Genomic DNA, 16,677 nt, shown 5'->3' on the forward strand with positions numbered 1-16,677 from the left:
ACCCACGTCGATCGCAATGGGCCGCTCTGCCACGGCACCGCAGCCTGCGGGAATGCGCGCAGTCCCGCTCCGGCCCAAGGTAGAGGATCACCCTCTGCGCAACGAGCCTTTATCCAATACCGGCAACCGCTGCCGCAGGACCACAGAAGTTGCGCCAGAGCCCTTCCCAGCCTCCACACCCTTGCCAAGGGAATCGACCGGGATCGCGACGCCGTCATCGCTGGCCTCACCCTGCCCTGGAGCTCGGGCGTCGTCGAAGGCCACGTCAACCGGATCAAGATGCTCAAGCGACAGATGCACGGCCGTGCCGGCTTCGACCTGCTGAGGAAGCGAGTCCTGCTCACATAGATGACGAGCATGTGATCCCAGCCCTGCTTGACCACGCCCTATGCCCTGCCGATTGAATACTCATGTGATCGACTGGACGCAGGTGCTCGACCCCCTAGGAACCGCCGGCCGGGTGCCCGCGCTCCTGGACCAGGTGGAAGCCGAAGGAGATGCCGGGGCCTGGGACGACCTCTGGGACGCGCTATGTCTCGAAGGTGAGACCGTGGTTCCGGCGAGCTTCGCCGCGCTCCCACGCCTGGTGGCGATCGGCTCAACCACCCCTCAAGCGCTCAGCCTGGCCGGATCAATCATGCGCGGAGCCCTCCAGGACCATGGCGCTGACGACCTCCTGCAGAGCTGCACCAGCGTGGTGCCCCGGCTCCAGAGTCTTCTTGACCGACGCCTCAAATCGCGGCCAGTCGGCTATCTGCATGCCTTCCGTGACCTGCTGGCAGTAACTGGGCAATACCACTGGAGTTCCGTACTCGGGGACTTCTCGGACGACTTCTACTCCATGTGCTGCCCTCACTGCGACGTGGAAGTAACCGTCGCCATCGGCGACCACGGGCGCTACTCGGCAATCCGGGACTGGCATGCCGGAGACGTAGAAAGACGCGATCTGCAGCCCGTCTCGCCGGAAGACCTCATAGGCACCGGTCGCTGGATGCACGACACGGCAGTCCGTGACGACCAGGACTGGCTCGCGAACGGTCTGACCTACCTCTTCGGAAAGGCAGAATGCCCGCGGTGTGCCAGCACCTTCGGCATCGCCGCGGAGTACACAGCCGCGAACCTCCCGCCTTCTGGGGAGTGAGCACTCGCGCAGTGGGCTAGCGCCAACGCACAGCGTACCGGTCCACAAAAGTTGAGCCAGAGCCCGTTCTCGTAGACAGAGCCACACGTGGTGTGCGCGGCTCCACAGCAATCCGGTTGTCAGTGGCTGTCCTTAGAGTCGCCGGCATGGCGACTCTTCCCAACCCGCTGCCCAGACTGGCCACCGACCCGAGCGGCCGCTCCCTAGGAGTTCAGCTTCCGCCCGGGCGTCTGGTCGACGCGACCGACGATGGTCCGTGGCACGAGCCTCTTCTGTGGCTCTCCGACAAGGCAGCCGCACCGGGCACCTGGTCGGCGCTGGGCGCCCCGGCCGCGCGGGTGGGGCTCCTGCCCGTGCTCGTGGATCTGAGTGGTTCCCAGAGCGGGCCCGAGCAGTGGGAGTTGATGCCGGGCGAGATGTCGTACCCGGGGGATCACGACCCTGAGATGGTTCTCGCCGAGCACTGGGAGGCATACGCGGCGCAGGGCGAGGAGTGGCCCGGTCTCGACGAGAACCGACCTGCCGCGACCGCCACCCGCGAGGCGCGGGCGGCCGAGACGGCCGACACGTTGTCGGCCGAGTGCCCGGTCTGGTTCAAGGACCCGCATCTCGCGCTGGTGCCCGCCCGCCGCAGCGCCGACATCCCTGCGGCTCTCGGCTGGGCAGGCCCGCTGAACCACGAGAACGATACTGCCCGCTTGTGCGCCGTCCTGCGCTCGTGGGAGGACCGCTTCGGCATACGCGTCATCGGGCTCGGCTTCGACACCCTGGTCGTGTCGGTGGCCGCGCCGCCGGCCACCCTCGCTCAGGCCCAAGGGCTCGCGGCGGAGCACTTCGCGTTCTGTCCCGACAACGTCCTGCAGAACGGCCCCGGCACGATGGAGGCGTACGCCAAGGAGCTCATCAACGAGCACGTCTGGAGGTTCTGGTGGGACTGACATTCCGACTCGACTCCTGCCGGACCCGGCCCGGTCACCCGTCGACGGGTCTCTCCTAGCGGCCGTGCGGCAGGCGCGCCCCTGTGCCGCTCCTGCTGCGAGTGAGACCCCGGCCCCACAACGCGGATCAGTCACATGGACGACGAGCCCAAGCACAAGGCTGAGCGATGATGCCGGAAGCTTGTGGGCAGGTCCGGTCTCTGGATGGGAATCCACGACTCGCAGATCTGCAATTGCGACGCGACCGACCTCCGTCGGGGCGCGATCGACTGCCCTGGGACATCACTCGTCCTGTCGCGCGTGAGGGGTGGGGCTCCCCGGCTGTGGTCAACCCAACCGTCAGTCGTGCGCTTGCGGTTGTCACCGGCCCGGTGTGGCCCGCTCCTGTCCGCACGACTGTCCGATGACCTGGATATCTGATGACTAGTGGACTGATCCGACACGTTTCAACGGGAGCTGGGCAATTAGCGAGGGCAACCGATAGGCTGCGCCTGGTGCCAGATGACCACTCAGATAGCGGAGTCGGTCTGACGGAACCTCAAAAACGTCTAAAGGCCCCGCTTGCCGCTGACGCGGCTGTCCGGATGTTCGCAGCATCAGGACGCGGGGCCCGCCGACACCATCCGAGTATCCCTACCAAAGGTGTCAGCTCTATGAGGAAGCCTACCCGGACCACCGGGCAATCGGACAGTGGGACCCAGCACTCCGCCGTGAACATCACACCGGCGTCGAGTGGGAGCCCCGTCGCTTCTACCTTCTCCGCGCGATGAGCGGCGCTGGAGGTCGATCCGCCGTGTCCGACGGAACTATGCCCTGCGCCACCCACTCCCCCGGCTCCGGGCTCGCGTTCATCAAGACCGTCCCCGCAGGACTCACCGCCTCCCAGGGTCATCCCGGAGGCCACCTGTTGCGGAGCCCCACCGTCACCGCCGGACAGCTCCAGGCGGGACACACCACAACCTCCCCGCCCACGGACGCGCACAACTGCGCGGCGCGCGCGGGGGTATCCCCATTGGCTGACGAGGGAGCGATCGTGACGTAACTGTCCAAGGCGGGAGGCTCTTGGGCCCCTTGGCAAGGGGCACTTCCTCAACCGCCGGCCGTGGTGTTGGCGCACCGTGGCCACTTCCTACGGCTCGAAGTTGGCGCTTCGAGCTAAGGCCCGAACGAGCATCAGATCCGGTTTGGCGACCGGGCCCGAACGTTCGAGCGTTCTTCAGGTTCGACAGAACCAAGCACCCGTCAAGACGGGCTTTTGCATGTCCTCATGCACGAGGACGGAACGGAGTACATATTGCAGTACGCGGACGCCTCTTGTCAGCTTCCGCGCGCCCGCTCGGGCGATTCGCGGCTTATCTCACTCCCCTCGGGGGACATTCCGGGCCCCCGCGGCCCCTCCCCCGAGGTCTCGGAGACCGGTCTTCAGGTGCCTGCTGCCCAGCAGTGGATCTCCACCACAACCGGACGGGTCGCTCCCGACCCGTACTCGTGGATGCAGGCCGTGCACTGGGTCGGCGGCTCCGGCCTGTACGAGCCCTCGCGCAAGCACGGACCGAAGTGGGGCCTCACGACGGTCGCCATCGCCCGAGAGATCTCCGCGCTCGCCGAGTGCCGGCCCGGCATCGCCTACCTCACGCGCAAGCTCGGCGTGTCGGAGCGGACCGTCCAGTACCACCTGGACATGCTCCGGGAAGCGGGGCTGCTCGTGTACCGCTCCAAGGGCACGCGTCTGACCGGACGCATCCGGCTGGCGTCGGTCTACGAACGTGTCATCCCGGTCCGGTTCGACGAGGCCCTCGGGATCCGCACCCTGCTGCGCGACTCGACCTCCCCCGCGTACATGCGCGTGCCTGTCGGCATCGCGGCGCAGGGGCGCCGACTGATCGGGAAGCTCGCCCGGCTGGCCGCGCGGAAGGTGCCCCGGAAGCGCCCGAGCACCCGCAAAACCGTGGGGTCGGATTGCACCCCAATGGAGGGTGGTACCTCAACTGTCTCCTCTGCAGCTCTCACTCCGCTTCCCTCTGAGAGCAAGCTCGCAAGCGGGGAAGAGGTCTCCCCCACCCCGCAGCAGCAAGAGCCGAAGCCGCAGAAGGGGAAGGCCAGGAAGCTCAATCGGGTTGGTCGTCGCTATCAGTTGGCTCGTGAGCTGATCTTCCTGGTGCCGTGGCTCGCCGCCGCTGCGGTACCCCGGATCGCCTGGGTGATCAGGCACGTCGCCGACGCGGGCTGGACCGTCGACGCGGTCCGTGCCTGGCTGGACCTGGCAAGTACGCCGTCGGCCCGCCGCCCCTCCTCGCTGCTGGCTCATCGGCTGAAGGGCGCGCACCTGTTGTGGGACACCGAGACGAAGCGGGCCACGGCCGTCGAGGCGTGGAGGGACTCCCGTACGGCGGAGCGGAGGCGGCACGACGAGCTGCTCGCTGAGGCGGACGGACCGACCTCGCGTGCCGTACAGCGCATGGTTCGTGATGCCTTTGCGGCTGTGGAGCTGGGCCTGGCCGCCGAGTTCGTGAGCGGGACCCCCTGCGTCGAGCCGGAGGACGGTTCTGTGCTGCGGCTCGAGGACCTAGAACGCGAGCTCGTCATCGACATGCGTGCGGCGGCCGAGGCCGACCTGACGCTCATCACGGCGGCGCTCGACGGCGGCATGCCCGAGGCGGACGCCCGCCGGCTCTACACGAACGAGCTCGTCGACCGTGCCCTGCGGCCCCTCTCCCCCACCCTGCGGATCCACGGCGCCTGGCAGCCCGCGTTCGCTCGGCGCGGCCCGGGCGGTATTACCCGGTAATAATCGGCTGCTGCCGCAGCGTCGGCGCGGGAGCAGTGTGCGGTCAGTAGCAGTTGCGGATCTTCCAGGCGGGGGACCAGTCGACGATGCTGGACTCCCCGGTACGGGTGTCCTTCAGCTTGTTGCCGTGCTGGCCGTAGAGCGTCGCGGTGGTCCGGTCTCCGGTCTGGTTGTTGGTGTACCACCCGCGGTCTTCGAAGTTCGACAGCGTGTACGTTGCGCACTGGTAGAGGTAGAAGGTCTCGTAGCTGCTCGTCGAGTAGTCCCACGCGACGGCGCAGAAGTTGCCCTTCGGTCAGGAGAAGCTGACGCCGGTCGACTGGTGCGTGGACGGCGCGTACGGAGACACGGATGGCGAGGCTGCCGCCGCGGCACGCAGGTGCGCGTCGGCGGGCGGAGCGGGCAGCACCATGGTCCGGCCGCTGCTGCCCGTGGCCACCGGGGCCGCCTGAGCGGCGCCGGCCGTGGTGGTGAGGCCTGCGGTCAGCAGGGCCGCGGAGGCGTCGGTGCCGAGAAGCGAGCGCTTGAGCATGTCTGGACTCCCCCGGGTTCAGTGTGGTGGTGCGGCGAGGTGGCCACCTTGAGGGTTCGTGCGCCTGCGTGGGCAAGGATTCCTTCCCACGCAGGACTGAGGTTCCTTACGGCGTCCCTGACCGGTACCGCTGGGTCATGGCTCGAGGTCGAAGAGCGGGATGGTGGGCGGCGGTGGGGCGAGTACGGCGCGGAGACGTTGGACCGTGGCGCGCCAGCGCCTCCAGGCGGCCGGGTCGACCCACTTCCCCTCCGGCCCGGACTCGAAGTCGACGACCCGGGCGAGTGCCTCGTCGGCCAGCACTCGGAGGGCGGGCGGAAAGGCGGGCATGGAGGCCCGCGGACCGTATGGCAGCGCTTCGGCGGGCTCGCCGCCCGGGCACTGCGCCGCGATCAGCGCGGCCGCGGCCACCGTCTGGTCCGCTTCCATGAGGAAGCCGGAGTCGTCGTCGACGGTACGGGCGAGGACGCCGCGGACCATGGACTCGCGTTCCTCAGGTTCGGCGTCGTCGAGCGCCAGGGCGAAGTCCGCGGCAGTGTCGTTGTCGAACGGGCCGGTGTCCCAGGTGCCCATGGTCATCTCCTGTGGTTACGAGTCGGGTGCTCGTGCGTCGGTGGGATGCGAGGGCGGCGTCAGGCGTTGGGCGGCCAGGTGCCGAGAGCGCGTGCCAGGGCGAGGCTCTGCTCCGGGGTGATGCCCTGGGTCAGGCCTATGCCGAAGCGCGGGCTGTGCGGTTGGTCGCACAGCAGGATCCCGTCGAAGGGTTCCCCGCCCGGCGAGGCTCCCGAGAGAGGTGACGCGGTGGGGCAGCCCCAGCCGGCAGGCTCCCAGAAGGGGTGGTCCACGAGCAGGGCCTGGCTCACCCGCGGGGCCTGGTGCTCCGGAATCCCCGCCCGTACGAGCGCGTCACGTACTCGTCTTCCTCCGTCTGGCACAGCCACATCAGATGGGCGGCCCAGAAGCCCGGCAGAGCAAGCAGCTCCTCCCCCGCTACCAGCGGGGAGTCTTCGTATCCGTTGATCAGCACCCGCAGAGAATGCCAGTCGCCTCTGACACTCCCCACTCCCCGGCCACAAGCCCGCCCCGGCCTCGACGGCACGGAGCCGAGGTGCCAGCTTCATTACCCGGTAATGAGGCCTCATCCCGTCTTCCTCCGTCTAGCCCTTATTACCGGGTAATGAAGGGCTAGCGCTCGGGCCCGCGGTTCCCACCGACCGCCGCCGTCCGGCAGGGTGGCTCACCGAGCCTTGAGCTGCCTGATCGGAGGCGTGAGGCGAGATGGAAGAACCTGACGTCACGATCAAGCTGACGCGGGACGAAGCCACGGTGCTGTCGGACTGGCTCGAGCGGTTGCACATGACCGAGCTCAGCAGGACCGTCGACGATCTGGCCGTCTGGGCACCGATCCATCGGATCGCCGGGCAGTTGGACAAGACGCTGCCCGCCTTGGCTCTTCCCCCGACTACGACGTGCGCCTGAAAGAGGCACGACGACGGCTGCGCCCAGCCGACGAGGAGGACGGGCTTCCCGCCTGATGCGGCTGCTGCCGTTGCCGCGATCGACGAGTCCCGGTGTTCCTTTCGCTGACTTGGGAGCCCTGAGGACGAGGGTGGCGAACTGGGCGTAGGGAGCGGTGCACTGGAACGCCATGCGGCGTTCCCGCAGAGCGGTCACCGCTGGCGACGACGGCGAAGGGTGCGACGGCTGGACGTTCACCGCAGCGTGGTCATTACCCGGTAATGAAGCCCGGTCGGCTTCGTGGGCCGACTGCCTACTGTCGCGCGAGGACACGGCCGAACATCTGACGCTTGAGCATCTTGATCCGGTCGACTGCTTCTTCAACCGGCTTGAAGTCCAATGGGAGGCCTCGATGCCGAGGCCTCCCAGGACGATCGTCAGAGACCGATCAGGGAGTCAGAGACTGAACAGCGTCGACGGCATGGTCGATGACGTTGCCGTTCGAGCAGTTGTTGGTGTGGTCGCCGACCCAGTCGCCGAGGACTGGCACGACCGCGACCTCCTGGAGGCATACGGCCGCCGCGGTGAAGTTCCAGTTGTTGGCCGCGTTGACCCCGCTGCCGAAGTTGCTGTCGTTGTCGGCGTAGGCGGGCGCGGCAGCCGAGAGGGCTGTGGCGGCAAGCAAGCCGCTGATGACGGTGATCTTTCGCATGCCCTGAGAACGCGGCTTGGCCCACATGGTCACCGCGACGGTGCCCGGTCCGTTGGGCAGCACCTGAACGAGGCAAGCAGATTCCTCCGCCAGGGCGAGGGGCCGGCTGCGCGCATCGTCACTCCCCCGTTGCCAGCACCTCTCGGGCGCACACCACGAAGGCTTCGCAGGCATGCTCGGCGAGCTCGCCGCGGGCGAGCATGTCGGCCTTGTCGGCGGCGAAGAAGATCTCTCGTGTCCTCACCTGGATCTCAGCAGCCTGCTCCGCGAGGTGCTGCGCCTGCGGGCCGAGGGCGACGAGGCGGAGCCGGAAGACGCTGCTGCGTACCTCGACGTAGAGCCGGTACGACTCGGCCCGGGTGATGAGGGCGGCGTCGGTCTGTGCCTCGGAGCCGGATGCCGCGTGCTGGCTCGTCCACCGGTCGTACTGTGCCCGCCGATAGTCCTCCGCCAAGGAGATGAAGTCGGCACACGCGTCGAGGAGACGCTGTTCCTTGCGCTCGCGGTCGGCGCGGGCTGCTGACCGGGTTGCGGTCTTCTCCTGGTAGCGGTGCGCGACGACGGCACCGAACAGCGTTCCCAAGACGGCGATGGCGGCCGCGATGATCCCCGACACGACGACCAGCCCACCATCCGGCGCCACGTGCCGGGTAGAGCGCGAACCGGCCACCGAGGCCGCTGGCGGCGGCGGTGCCGCCCTGATCACCGACGGATGCTGTCGGCGTTATTACCGGGTAATGACGCCGAACCGGCTCCGCTGCGGCTGGGCGGTGCTCCATTACCGGGTAATGACGCCCCGCTCCGCCGGGGCTGCCTCGACCCGGCGGTCCTTCATTACCGGGTAATGACGCGCCAGCCCCACCGGGCCCGGCCTCAATCCGACCGCCTCCATTACCGGGTAATGAAGGCGCTCTGTTCCTCTCGGGCAGACCAGTCCCCCAGCGGGCCGACTGAGCCGTGTGCGGCTGCCTGGCGTGAGGGCGCCCTACGGCGTGGGCAATGTGGGCAGCGCCAAGGCCGTGGCGAGGGCCCCGGTGACGGGCAGGGCATGGTCGGGCAGATACCGGGACGTCCACTCGGTGGCCGCACCGAGGAAGGCGACGAGGTCGCGTTCGGCACCGGCGAGGAGTCGGCGAAGGTCGGCAGCCGGCAGTTCTATGACAGGGCTGTCGGGCTGCTCGGCGTCGGCGGTCAATCGGACAGTGTCGCCGAGGCGCTCGGCCAGTGGGTCGGGATCGTGGCCGAAGCCGGCGCTTCCGCTGCCGTCGAGGACCTCGAACCAGTCACGCCATTCCTCCAGGCCGTTGCAGCAGCCGGGCAGGAACGTGGTGCCCGTGGTGGTGTCGGTGACCTGCATGCCGCCGGCCGCGTAGGGGGTGTCGAAGGTGAGCAGGCCGTGCAGGAAGGAGCCCAGAGGGTCGGCGGGGCGAGGCGGGCGGTCATCTCCGTGGGCATCGGGATCGATGTCGTTGCATGCGGCGATGCGCATCACAGCTGTCCCGATCTCGGGCGACGTCAGTGTGCCGCTGAGGGGGAGAAAGCCTTGCGTCTCGTCCCCAGAGACAGGCCAGAGGGAGAAGTCGGCGTGGGGGAGTGCCTCCAGCACGGGCTGCATCACGATCATCCCGGCAGTGTTCCGTGTCCTCGAGCCGATCGCGAACGACTTCGTGTCCGCCGACGCCATGGAGGAGGCAGAAGTTGTACCGGCCCCTCCGCACAGGCGGCAGCCCGTACGCCCGCCTCCGCGTCCGTCCCCACCCGCGGTCCTCATTACCGGGTAATAGTGGGTCGCTTCATTACCGGGTAATGAAGCGACCGCCCCCGCGAGGGCGGCCAACCTGGTGGGGGAGCCGGGTAGTGGACTGGCAGCATGACGACACTGCCGTACCGCATTCTCCGCGCGCTCGACCGGTTCAACGCCCGGTACCCCTGGGACCACAACGCCCACTACCACCGGTGGATCCTGAGGCAGCTCCCCCGGCGTTTCGGCAGCGCGCTGGACGTCGGCTCAGGCAGTGGCGACCTCGCCCGACTTCTGGCCGGCCGCGCCGACCATGTGCAGGGAATCGACTCCGACCCGGCGATCACCGCCCGGGCCCAGGAGCTGACTCCCCCGGCAACAGCCGTGACGTTCAAGGTCGCTGACGCGCTGACCGAGGTGCCCGCTGGCTCGTACGACGTCATCACCTCCGTTGCCGTCATCCACCATCTGCCGTTCTCCGACGCCCTCACCGTCCTCCGCCGGCATCTCGCGCCTGGAGGGACCCTGGTGATCGTCGGACTGTCCCGCCCGCAGACCCTCATAGACCACCTGCTCGGCGCCCTGGCTGTCCCCCTCAACGCCGCGACGGGCTGGCTCAAGAACAAGGGGCGCAGGGCCTCTCGGCCCGTCTCGATGACCGCCGTGACCCGGCCGGCGATCATGACGTACGCCGACATCGTCCGCGAAGCCCAGTCCGTCCTGCCGGGCGTACGGCTGCGCCGCATGCTGTTCTGGCGGTACACGCTTGTGTGGCGTCACCGCTGAGCTGGGGCCGAGGCCGACATCAGCCGCGCCGCCGGATCGGGCCCGGACCGGGGGAGTGGGCGGCCTTTTGGGCGCGTACGTACCCCTCTGCCCGTACACCGTGTGGCTCCCGCGATGTGTCGACGGCGCTCTATTACCGGGTAATGGAGCAAGCTCGCTCCCATCACTCGGCAACGGCGAGTCACAAGTAGCTAATAACTAGCGTGTTGGTACCTGCAACGATCTTGAGTGTTAGTAAGGTGTCATCTATGACTCAGCCCGCCCCCGGCGACCGCGAGAAGGTCGTCTCCAAGCTCCCCGCCGCCCTGGCGAAGGATCTGAAGATCCGCACCGCTCAGCACGGCATCGACATCCAGCACGCGGTCGAGGCCGGCATCACGGCCTGGCGCGGGCTGGGCTCCAACCTCACCGCCATCGACACCGCCGGCGCGAAGTCGTTCTCCACCTTCCTCCCCGAGGGCCAGTGGGACGAGTTCCGGCAGGACTGCTCCGCCCGCGGCGTGTCCATCGTCCAGGGGCTGTCCCAGTCCGTGCAGGTGTGGCTGGACAAGAACCCCGCGCCCGCCGTGGTCCGGCCCAAGCACGCCCGCCGCATCGTCACCTGCAACCAGAAGGGCGGCGTCGGCAAGACCGCCATCGCCTGCGGGCTCGGCGAAGCCCTCGCCGAGGACGCGGACCAGCTCCACCCGGTCCGGATCTCCAAGCACTTCGCCGCGCTCACCCAGGACGACTCCGACGCCGCCCTCGCCTACGAGGACCTCCCCGGCCTCGGCCTGAACGTGCTGCTGGTCGACTTCGACCCCCAGTGCCACATGACGAAGCAGCTCGGACACGGCCCCTTGCCCATCGAGGGCGACAGCCTCACCAAGCACATGGCCGGCGAGGCGAAGGGGCCGCTGCGCGATCTCATCGTCCAGATCGACGACGAGCGGTTCGGGGACCGCCTCCACCTCCTGCCCGCGTGCACCGACGCGTTCCTCCTCGACGTCAAGCTCTCCGGCGTCCGCGCCCGCGAGGCCGCGCTGGAGCGTGCGCTCGCCCCGGTCGAGGGCGAGTACGACGTCATCGTCATCGACTGCCCGCCCAGCCTCGGGCTGAGCATGGACGCCGCCGCGTACTACGGCCGCCGCCGGCCCGAGGAGGCGCCCGGCAACTCCGGCGTCCTCGTCGTCGTCCAGGCCGAGGACAGCTCCGCGGACGCGTACGACCTCCTGACCTCGCAGATCGAGGACCTGCGCGACGACATGGGGCTCGAACTCGACTACCTCGGCATCGTCGTCAACCACTACGACGCCCGCCGCGGCTTCATCGCCACCTCGTCGCTCGAGGCATGGATGGACATAAAGGATCCCCGCGTCGTCGGCGTCATCGGCGACCTGAAGGAGCAGAAGGAAGCCGTACGCCTGAAGCAGCCGCTCCTCGCCTACGCCCCCCGCTGCGACCAGGCCGTCGGCATGCGCGCGCTCGCCCGGGAGATCTCATGAGCAAGGCAGACCTCCTCGGCGCCGGAAAGTCGTTCCAGCGCGCACAGCCCGTCAGCGCCCGCCGTGCCGCGATCAACGCGGCGACCGCGGCGCCCACCGACGGCACCCAGCTTCCCACCGAGCTCGAGCTGTCCGCGATCAGCCTCAACCCGGCCAACCCGCGCAGCGAGCTCGGCGACCTCACCGACCTCGCCAACAGCCTGCGCGACCACGGGCAGAAGACGGCGATCAGCATCATGAGCCGCTTCGCTTACCTGGAGAGCAACCCGGACCGCGAGGCCGAGCTCGACCCTGGGGCGAAGTACGTCGTCATCGACGGCAACTCCCGTCTCGCGGCTGCCCGCGAGGCGGGCCTGCGCACCATCAAGGTGATGGTCGACGACACCCTCGGCCGCGACCCCAACGGGATCCTCGAGTCCGCGCTCGTCGCGAACATCCACCGCAGCGACCTGGAACCGCTCGACGAAGCCCGCGCGCTCCAGACCCTCCTCGAGGTCCACGGCACCCAGGAAGCCCTGGCCGCCCGCCTCCACCGCTCCCAGGGCTGGGTCTCCCAGCGCCTCGCTCTGCTCAACCTCACGCCTGAGCTCCAGCGGCGCCTGGAGAACGGGGAGGAGCAGGCCCGTCTCCTGCGCCGCGTCGGCAACAAGAAGCCGGACGAACAGGAGGCGCTGCTCGCCGAGTTGAAGGCCAAGGAGCAGGCGTCGAAGGGCCCGGGGCGGTCGACGAAGGCTCCGGCGGGGGAGTCCCGTAGGGCGTCCACGAAGCCCGAGGCCGACGTTCATTACCCGGTAATGAACGGGGGGCCGGCGAACTCTGCCGCTGAGCGCCCCCAGCCCGTCCCCGAGCCGCGCCCGCACCAGGACACCCCACCTGCTGCCGCGGTCGCACCGGCGGGGGAGCGGCCCCTGGCACCAGCGGCCCGAACCGCAGGGGCGCAGGCTGAGAGCGACGCCTGGGCGAGCGGGGCCGCGGCGATGGATAGGGCGCTGCGGTCCCTGGACGACATTCAGCGCAGCCGCTTCATCGTGCGCTATGTACGCAGCGTCGGCACCGTCGAGGAGTTCGCGACGGACATGGCGCGCTCGGTCCCTCCCGGAGACCGCGCCGAAGTCGCGGCCATGCTCCGCGGAGTGGCCGACCTGCTTGCCGGCGACGCGAGCTGAGAGGTACACGGCGTACAGCTCGGGGTCTCGTCCTCACTCCTATGAGGACGAGACCCCGAGCTGTACGTACGCCGGGAGAGCGGCAGCCGGCAGCGCCGAGTCGCCCCCGCAACGTCACCATGAGGGCGGTGAGCCCCCCTTGAGACCGTCCGGCAGTCGCAAAAATCACTGTACGGCCCTCTGACGGCCTTTCGAGTGGTCCAGTGTCGACCTACACCAACCCTCTCGAGTTCGGCCCTCCAAGGGGCCATTCTGGCCTTCGCTTTTCTCTAGATAGGCCCCTTTTCGCCGTTCCGGCCCGCTTGGTCCTGTCAAGCGTCAGCGCTAGGGTCTGCTGCGGCTGCTTCCGAGCTGCGGAGCCGGGGCTTGGTCCAGCCGAGCGTCTGCTTGAACAGGCGGAATGTGCGCTCGATGTCGAAGCGGCGGAGGAAGGACTGCCAGCAGCGGTCGACGTCCGCCTCGGTGGCGCCGGTGCCTGACCACCACAGCCATACCGGCTTGTTCACCCCGCCGCTGGGCAGCTTCTCCACGGCCAGGCGGACGACGGTGCCTTCGCGACGCAGCCGGGCGACGTTGATCCGCCCTGGTTGAGTCCGCCGTAGAGGGCTCCGTGCCCGCGGCGGTGTTCGGGCGCGAGCGCGAGATCTACCAGTGTCCGCACTGGCCCGTCCGTACACAGCACCGCATCGGCCAGATCGAACAACGCATCAGCCCGCGGGGTTATGGACGCGTACAACTCCGTCCGGAATTGTGACACTTCCGCCAACGCATCTCGCGGGATGCCCCGATGCATAAGGCTCACAACCACGCCCTCGCGCTGTTCCTGTGCGTCTGTGACGGAGCACAGGATCAAGCAAAGACCGTCTTCGCGTCCGGTGAACTGCAGAAACACGGAATAGGTTCGAACCGCGTTCGGTCTCGGGCGATCCCGAACAGCTACGCCTGGAACCTCCGGCTGATGCCTGCCTGGACGGCACTGGGCATGTCGTCTTGCACCCCCACATGACTTGTCTCTGCGACTCGCAACGTAGCTCTGATCTCGCCGGGCACCCCGAGGTCGTGACGCATGGCGTCTCCCATGGCGTGGATCAGTGGCCAGAGTGCTTGCTGCGCTTCTGCGGCTGTTTGCAGCGTCTCGCCCAGTCGCGGGTTCCCCTGCTCCTGACGCTTCACCTGCCCATAGACACGGGTCAATGCCCCATTTACCTCCTGGGCCGCTGCGAGCACTTCACCAGGGGCGATCATGATGGCCTCAGACCAGCCATTTCGCTGAGCGTCCTTGGCTTCCTCCAGCGTCCGCACGTCTTCGTCTGCGACCGCACGATCCCGCATGACGTAGAGGTGCCGACTGAGGGCTGTAGCGAACTGCCGAGCATCTCGGTGCAGGTCGGTGTAGCTGCTGCGGCGCAGCTCGCGATCCTCGCGCGCCTCCTGGATAGCGCGGCTCAGTTCCAGCTCGCGCTGCTTGGTCCGGTCGGCACCGCGCTGAGTAAGCAACGCGCCCCCGAGGGTTCCTGCAACCCCAACTATCGCGATCAGTGCCGCTCCCATGTCCATGAGCAGCACTCTAGAAGGAGGACGGGGCTCGGGAGGAGGCGGCGTTAAATAGCAAGTTTAGTAGGTGTTTTTGAAGGCCCAGGGCCCTGCTGTTTGGTGATGTGCTCCGCCCGTAGTCTCCGCCTGCTTGAATGCGTGAGTGATCGAATTAACGATTGGTGTGGTCGCTGTTGCCCTCGTTGGATGGCTGATGCGCCGGAAGCGGCAGCAGAGATCGACCGCTGTAGCCGCCGGGGAGCAGGCCGGGGTGCCATGCATGCTCAAGTGGTCAGCTCAGGGCTCTCGCTGGAGGGCGGGACGTCTGCTGATCGGTGCTGGTCCCCTCGTCTGGAAGCCTTCTTTCGGTAAGCAGGAAGCCACCCTGCCGGTCGGTTTGCGTCGGACTGGGATGCGCTCGCCCTCATTGCGTGAGGCAGTGGCCTTCAACCCGAGATCCCGGATCTTGGAATGCGAGTCGTCCGACGGCGAGGTCCTGATCGCGGTCATGCCAGAGGAACTGGACCACGTGATCAAGGCTCTGGAGAGCGCGTAGCCTGCTGCTCATGCTCTCGACTGAGGAGTAGTCAGCCGACGGGCCTGTTCTTCTTCGTCCAGCTGTCGGTGCGCGGGCCCTTCCGAGCCAGGCGCCGGGTCATGAGCGTGATGAACGCCCAGTTCAGATGGGCTTCGGCATGCTGAGGTCGACACGCTCGGCTGCCCGTGACGGTGGACCCACTGCGACCCGGTCTGGAACTTCCAGGCGATCGCGTCGATCACTTGCCGATGGTCTCTCCATCAGCCCCACGTTTCGGCGTCCGGTCGGGGAGCAACGGCTCGATCCGCGCCCACTGCGCATCAGTCATCGGCACATCCGAACCAACGAAGCAGGCGACTCGGCCGTCATGCCTAGTCCCACCAGAACGACCAGGAAGTCCGTCCCACGAGGTCCATCGCGTACTCGGGGAAAGGTGTGGGCGGGTCGTCGACGATGTTGTTCGCGGTCGAGAGCACGTGTTCCAACGCAAGCAGGTTCGCGTGCTCTCCCTCAACGGGAGGCCTCGCGACCGATACGTGCAGCTCGCTGCCGAGCACCGCCACGACCTGGGCACCGAAGCGGTCCTCCCAGCTCCGCAGGAGTGCACACAGCAGAGAGAGCGGTGCCTCCGCGGACCAGCCGATCGACGCCAGAGCATCGCTGCCGCGACGGGCAGGGACAAGCACAAGGCGGCACTCGTCCATTCCGAACTGGCCCGTCTCGATGAACCAAGCCAGCAGGCTTGCCGCCGCCTCCTCGGGTTTCCGGTCTACGGACGCAGCCGGCATCTGCGGCGCCAGGCCCGGCCACTGCTCGAAGGGCGGCCCGGGGTCGTGTGGCCGATTCCCTCGGGAGCCGGGGCCGGTGTCGGGTCCATCCAGAAGGGCAGCCTCCTGCGCCGGTACTCGGCGAAGTCCGTGGCCAGCACCTCCTCCAAGCGGACGGCATCGACGTGGTCCAGGCCGAGCGGCCTTCCCATGACGTCGGGCCAGCACAGGAGCGGAACCAGGCCACAGGCTTTCTGCTCCCTCAGCAGGCGAGGCCACAGCTGATCGACGTCTTGAGGAAATTCATCAGAGACCCACACACGTACCGGACCGGAAGTTAGGAACCGGCCGGGAGGCAGACCATCGGGCAGGGCAAACGACATGGTCGCACCGTAGACCGTGGTACCGACAGCGCATCTACCCGCAGGGCCCAAGGACGCCTCCGCCATCAGTGATCCAAACGAACCGCCCTAGAACTACTGGGCAGCAACGGCCGGACGAACTCCCACTCGGCATCCGACAGTTCATGACGACGTATCACCGACCCATGATCCACCACAAGGTCATTTGAGGTCGCTGGCTAGTGGCCCAAGTTGTGCTGCCAGGCCAGGGTCGAGGCAAGTTTGGCGCTGACAGACTCGCAGAGGGCGAGTGCCTCTCGACCGGCTGCAGTGCCCAGAAGACCGGCGGCCGGCGGCAGTGCCAGAACGATGTCGTTACAAGCGGCCTCGGCGGCGAGGTTACGGGCGCTGTGGTAGCCCCAGTCGGCGCCACGACCCTGGCCGGGCGCGGTCGCGAGGTACCGCTCGTGGGCCCGGCGAGCCGGATGGTCCCACAGGGAATCTTGCGTGCTGCTGTCGAGCCATCCTGACACCTCGCGGGGGCGGCGGATGATTCGCTCGGTATCCTCCGCGCTCAGCTCGTCCAGCACGTTCCACATGTCCAACTCTGCGATGGCCTCCACCTGGACCTCCGCGATGATGCTGTCCAGTTCACCTTCCTCCGGGTCGGTGAAGAACGGTGTGCTGACCATTTCCGCAACCGCCTGCGTGTAGGCGCGGTGAGACTCCTCCTCGCCCGGGGGAAGGATCAT

At 67.9% G+C, this 16,677-nt stretch carries 16 protein-coding genes and 2 pseudogenes; 8 read left to right on the forward strand and 10 right to left on the reverse strand.

Annotated elements, in window-relative coordinates; genetic code table 11:
* The 4 genes and pseudogenes from VIU94_RS07585 to VIU94_RS07600 form a co-directional block, all read left to right on the forward strand.
* Positions 1 to 348 (forward strand): annotated as a pseudogene (locus VIU94_RS07585) (hypothetical protein); the annotation flags it as partial.
* Positions 349 to 412: 64 nt separating this feature from the next.
* Positions 413 to 1,141 carry a hypothetical protein gene (locus VIU94_RS07590; RefSeq protein WP_331908899.1) on the forward strand — a complete coding sequence of 243 codons (729 nt, stop codon included), beginning with the start codon at positions 413 to 415 and terminating at the stop codon, positions 1,139 to 1,141.
* Between the two features lie 146 nt (positions 1,142 to 1,287).
* On the forward strand, positions 1,288 to 2,079 hold the full coding sequence (locus tag VIU94_RS07595; RefSeq protein ID WP_331908901.1) for a DUF4253 domain-containing protein: 792 nt from the start codon (positions 1,288 to 1,290) through the stop codon (positions 2,077 to 2,079).
* Positions 2,080 to 3,505: 1,426 nt separating this feature from the next.
* Entirely contained in the window at positions 3,506 to 4,867 is a 1,362-nt protein-coding gene (locus VIU94_RS07600) for a helix-turn-helix domain-containing protein (protein ID WP_331908903.1), read from the forward strand.
* Positions 4,868 to 5,162: 295 nt separating this feature from the next.
* On the opposite strand, the gene VIU94_RS07605 is transcribed toward VIU94_RS07600, so the two are convergent.
* The 3 genes from VIU94_RS07605 to VIU94_RS07615 all read right to left on the reverse strand — a co-directional run bounded on the left by VIU94_RS07605 (position 5,163) and on the right by VIU94_RS07615 (position 6,334).
* Positions 5,163 to 5,399 (reverse strand): hypothetical protein, encoded by a 237-nt coding sequence (locus tag VIU94_RS07605; RefSeq protein WP_331908905.1) that lies wholly within the window; start codon positions 5,397 to 5,399, stop codon positions 5,163 to 5,165.
* A gap of 135 nt (positions 5,400 to 5,534) precedes the next feature.
* Complete coding sequence (locus VIU94_RS07610; RefSeq protein ID WP_331908907.1) at positions 5,535 to 5,972, reverse strand: DUF4259 domain-containing protein; 438 nt, start codon at positions 5,970 to 5,972, stop codon at positions 5,535 to 5,537.
* Positions 5,973 to 6,031: 59 nt separating this feature from the next.
* Positions 6,032 to 6,334 (reverse strand): hypothetical protein, encoded by a 303-nt coding sequence (locus VIU94_RS07615; protein WP_331908909.1) that lies wholly within the window; start codon positions 6,332 to 6,334, stop codon positions 6,032 to 6,034.
* 343 nt (positions 6,335 to 6,677) lie between these two features.
* On the opposite strand from VIU94_RS07615, the gene VIU94_RS07620 reads away from it, so the two are divergent.
* Positions 6,678 to 6,878, forward strand: coding sequence for a hypothetical protein (locus VIU94_RS07620; RefSeq protein WP_331908911.1), 201 nt, complete (start codon positions 6,678 to 6,680; stop codon positions 6,876 to 6,878).
* A 427-nt stretch (positions 6,879 to 7,305) separates the two neighbouring features.
* On the opposite strand, the gene VIU94_RS07625 is transcribed toward VIU94_RS07620, so the two are convergent.
* The 3 genes from VIU94_RS07625 to VIU94_RS07635 form a co-directional block, all read right to left on the reverse strand.
* A complete protein-coding gene (locus tag VIU94_RS07625) occupies positions 7,306 to 7,569 on the reverse strand; it encodes a hypothetical protein (RefSeq protein ID WP_331908929.1) in 264 nt (87 codons plus the stop codon).
* Positions 7,570 to 7,687: 118 nt separating this feature from the next.
* Positions 7,688 to 8,185, reverse strand: coding sequence for a plasmid transfer protein KilB (kilB, locus tag VIU94_RS07630; RefSeq protein ID WP_331908913.1), 498 nt, complete (start codon positions 8,183 to 8,185; stop codon positions 7,688 to 7,690).
* 369 nt (positions 8,186 to 8,554) lie between these two features.
* Positions 8,555 to 9,058: a hypothetical protein gene (locus tag VIU94_RS07635; RefSeq protein WP_331908915.1), complete on the reverse strand. Its 504-nt coding sequence runs from the start codon at positions 9,056 to 9,058 to the stop codon at positions 8,555 to 8,557.
* 381 nt (positions 9,059 to 9,439) lie between these two features.
* Here VIU94_RS07635 and VIU94_RS07640 point away from each other — a divergent pair, with 381 nt between their 5' ends.
* From VIU94_RS07640 to VIU94_RS07650, 3 genes are all read left to right on the forward strand, one after another.
* Positions 9,440 to 10,096 (forward strand): class I SAM-dependent methyltransferase, encoded by a 657-nt coding sequence (locus VIU94_RS07640; protein WP_331908917.1) that lies wholly within the window; start codon positions 9,440 to 9,442, stop codon positions 10,094 to 10,096.
* A 248-nt stretch (positions 10,097 to 10,344) separates the two neighbouring features.
* Positions 10,345 to 11,580, forward strand: coding sequence for a ParA family protein (locus VIU94_RS07645; protein WP_331908919.1), 1,236 nt, complete (start codon positions 10,345 to 10,347; stop codon positions 11,578 to 11,580).
* A complete protein-coding gene (locus tag VIU94_RS07650) occupies positions 11,577 to 12,746 on the forward strand; it encodes a ParB/RepB/Spo0J family partition protein (protein WP_331908921.1) in 1,170 nt (389 codons plus the stop codon). Before VIU94_RS07645 ends, VIU94_RS07650 begins: the two co-directional genes overlap by 4 nt.
* Before the next feature lie 338 nt (positions 12,747 to 13,084).
* Here VIU94_RS07650 and VIU94_RS44635 read toward each other — a convergent pair.
* From VIU94_RS44635 to VIU94_RS07670, 4 genes and pseudogenes are all read right to left on the reverse strand, one after another.
* A pseudogene (locus VIU94_RS44635) lies at positions 13,085 to 13,300 on the reverse strand (NF041680 family putative transposase); the annotation flags it as partial.
* A 382-nt stretch (positions 13,301 to 13,682) separates the two neighbouring features.
* Positions 13,683 to 14,303, reverse strand: coding sequence for a hypothetical protein (locus VIU94_RS07660; protein ID WP_331908923.1), 621 nt, complete (start codon positions 14,301 to 14,303; stop codon positions 13,683 to 13,685).
* An 885-nt stretch (positions 14,304 to 15,188) separates the two neighbouring features.
* Complete coding sequence (locus VIU94_RS07665; protein ID WP_331908925.1) at positions 15,189 to 15,605, reverse strand: DUF4253 domain-containing protein; 417 nt, start codon at positions 15,603 to 15,605, stop codon at positions 15,189 to 15,191.
* 559 nt (positions 15,606 to 16,164) lie between these two features.
* On the reverse strand, positions 16,165 to 16,677 hold a 513-nt coding region (locus VIU94_RS07670; protein WP_331908927.1), incomplete at its 5' end, for a hypothetical protein.

It is taken from the genome of Streptomyces sp. (assembly GCF_036566765.1).
Taxonomy (GTDB): Bacteria; Actinomycetota; Actinomycetes; order Streptomycetales; family Streptomycetaceae; genus Streptomyces.

Excerpts from the sequence above, each read along its gene's own strand:
- VIU94_RS07605 (WP_331908905.1), bottom strand. The coding sequence starts at position 5,399 with ATGCTCAAGCGCTCGCTTCTCGGCACCGACGCCTCCGCGGCCCTGCTG.
- VIU94_RS07640 (WP_331908917.1), top strand. The coding sequence starts at position 9,440 with ATGACGACACTGCCGTACCGCATTCTCCGCGCGCTCGACCGGTTCAAC.
- VIU94_RS07645 (WP_331908919.1), top strand. The coding sequence starts at position 10,345 with ATGACTCAGCCCGCCCCCGGCGACCGCGAGAAGGTCGTCTCCAAGCTC.
- VIU94_RS07595 (WP_331908901.1), top strand. The coding sequence starts at position 1,288 with ATGGCGACTCTTCCCAACCCGCTGCCCAGACTGGCCACCGACCCGAGC.
- VIU94_RS07650 (WP_331908921.1), top strand. The coding sequence starts at position 11,577 with ATGAGCAAGGCAGACCTCCTCGGCGCCGGAAAGTCGTTCCAGCGCGCA.
- VIU94_RS07660 (WP_331908923.1), bottom strand. The coding sequence starts at position 14,303 with ATGGACATGGGAGCGGCACTGATCGCGATAGTTGGGGTTGCAGGAACC.
- VIU94_RS07665 (WP_331908925.1), bottom strand. The coding sequence starts at position 15,605 with ATGCCGGCTGCGTCCGTAGACCGGAAACCCGAGGAGGCGGCGGCAAGC.
- VIU94_RS07625 (WP_331908929.1), bottom strand. The coding sequence starts at position 7,569 with ATGCGAAAGATCACCGTCATCAGCGGCTTGCTTGCCGCCACAGCCCTC.
- VIU94_RS07635 (WP_331908915.1), bottom strand. The coding sequence starts at position 9,058 with ATGCGCATCGCCGCATGCAACGACATCGATCCCGATGCCCACGGAGAT.
- VIU94_RS07620 (WP_331908911.1), top strand. The coding sequence starts at position 6,678 with ATGGAAGAACCTGACGTCACGATCAAGCTGACGCGGGACGAAGCCACG.
- VIU94_RS07610 (WP_331908907.1), bottom strand. The coding sequence starts at position 5,972 with ATGGGCACCTGGGACACCGGCCCGTTCGACAACGACACTGCCGCGGAC.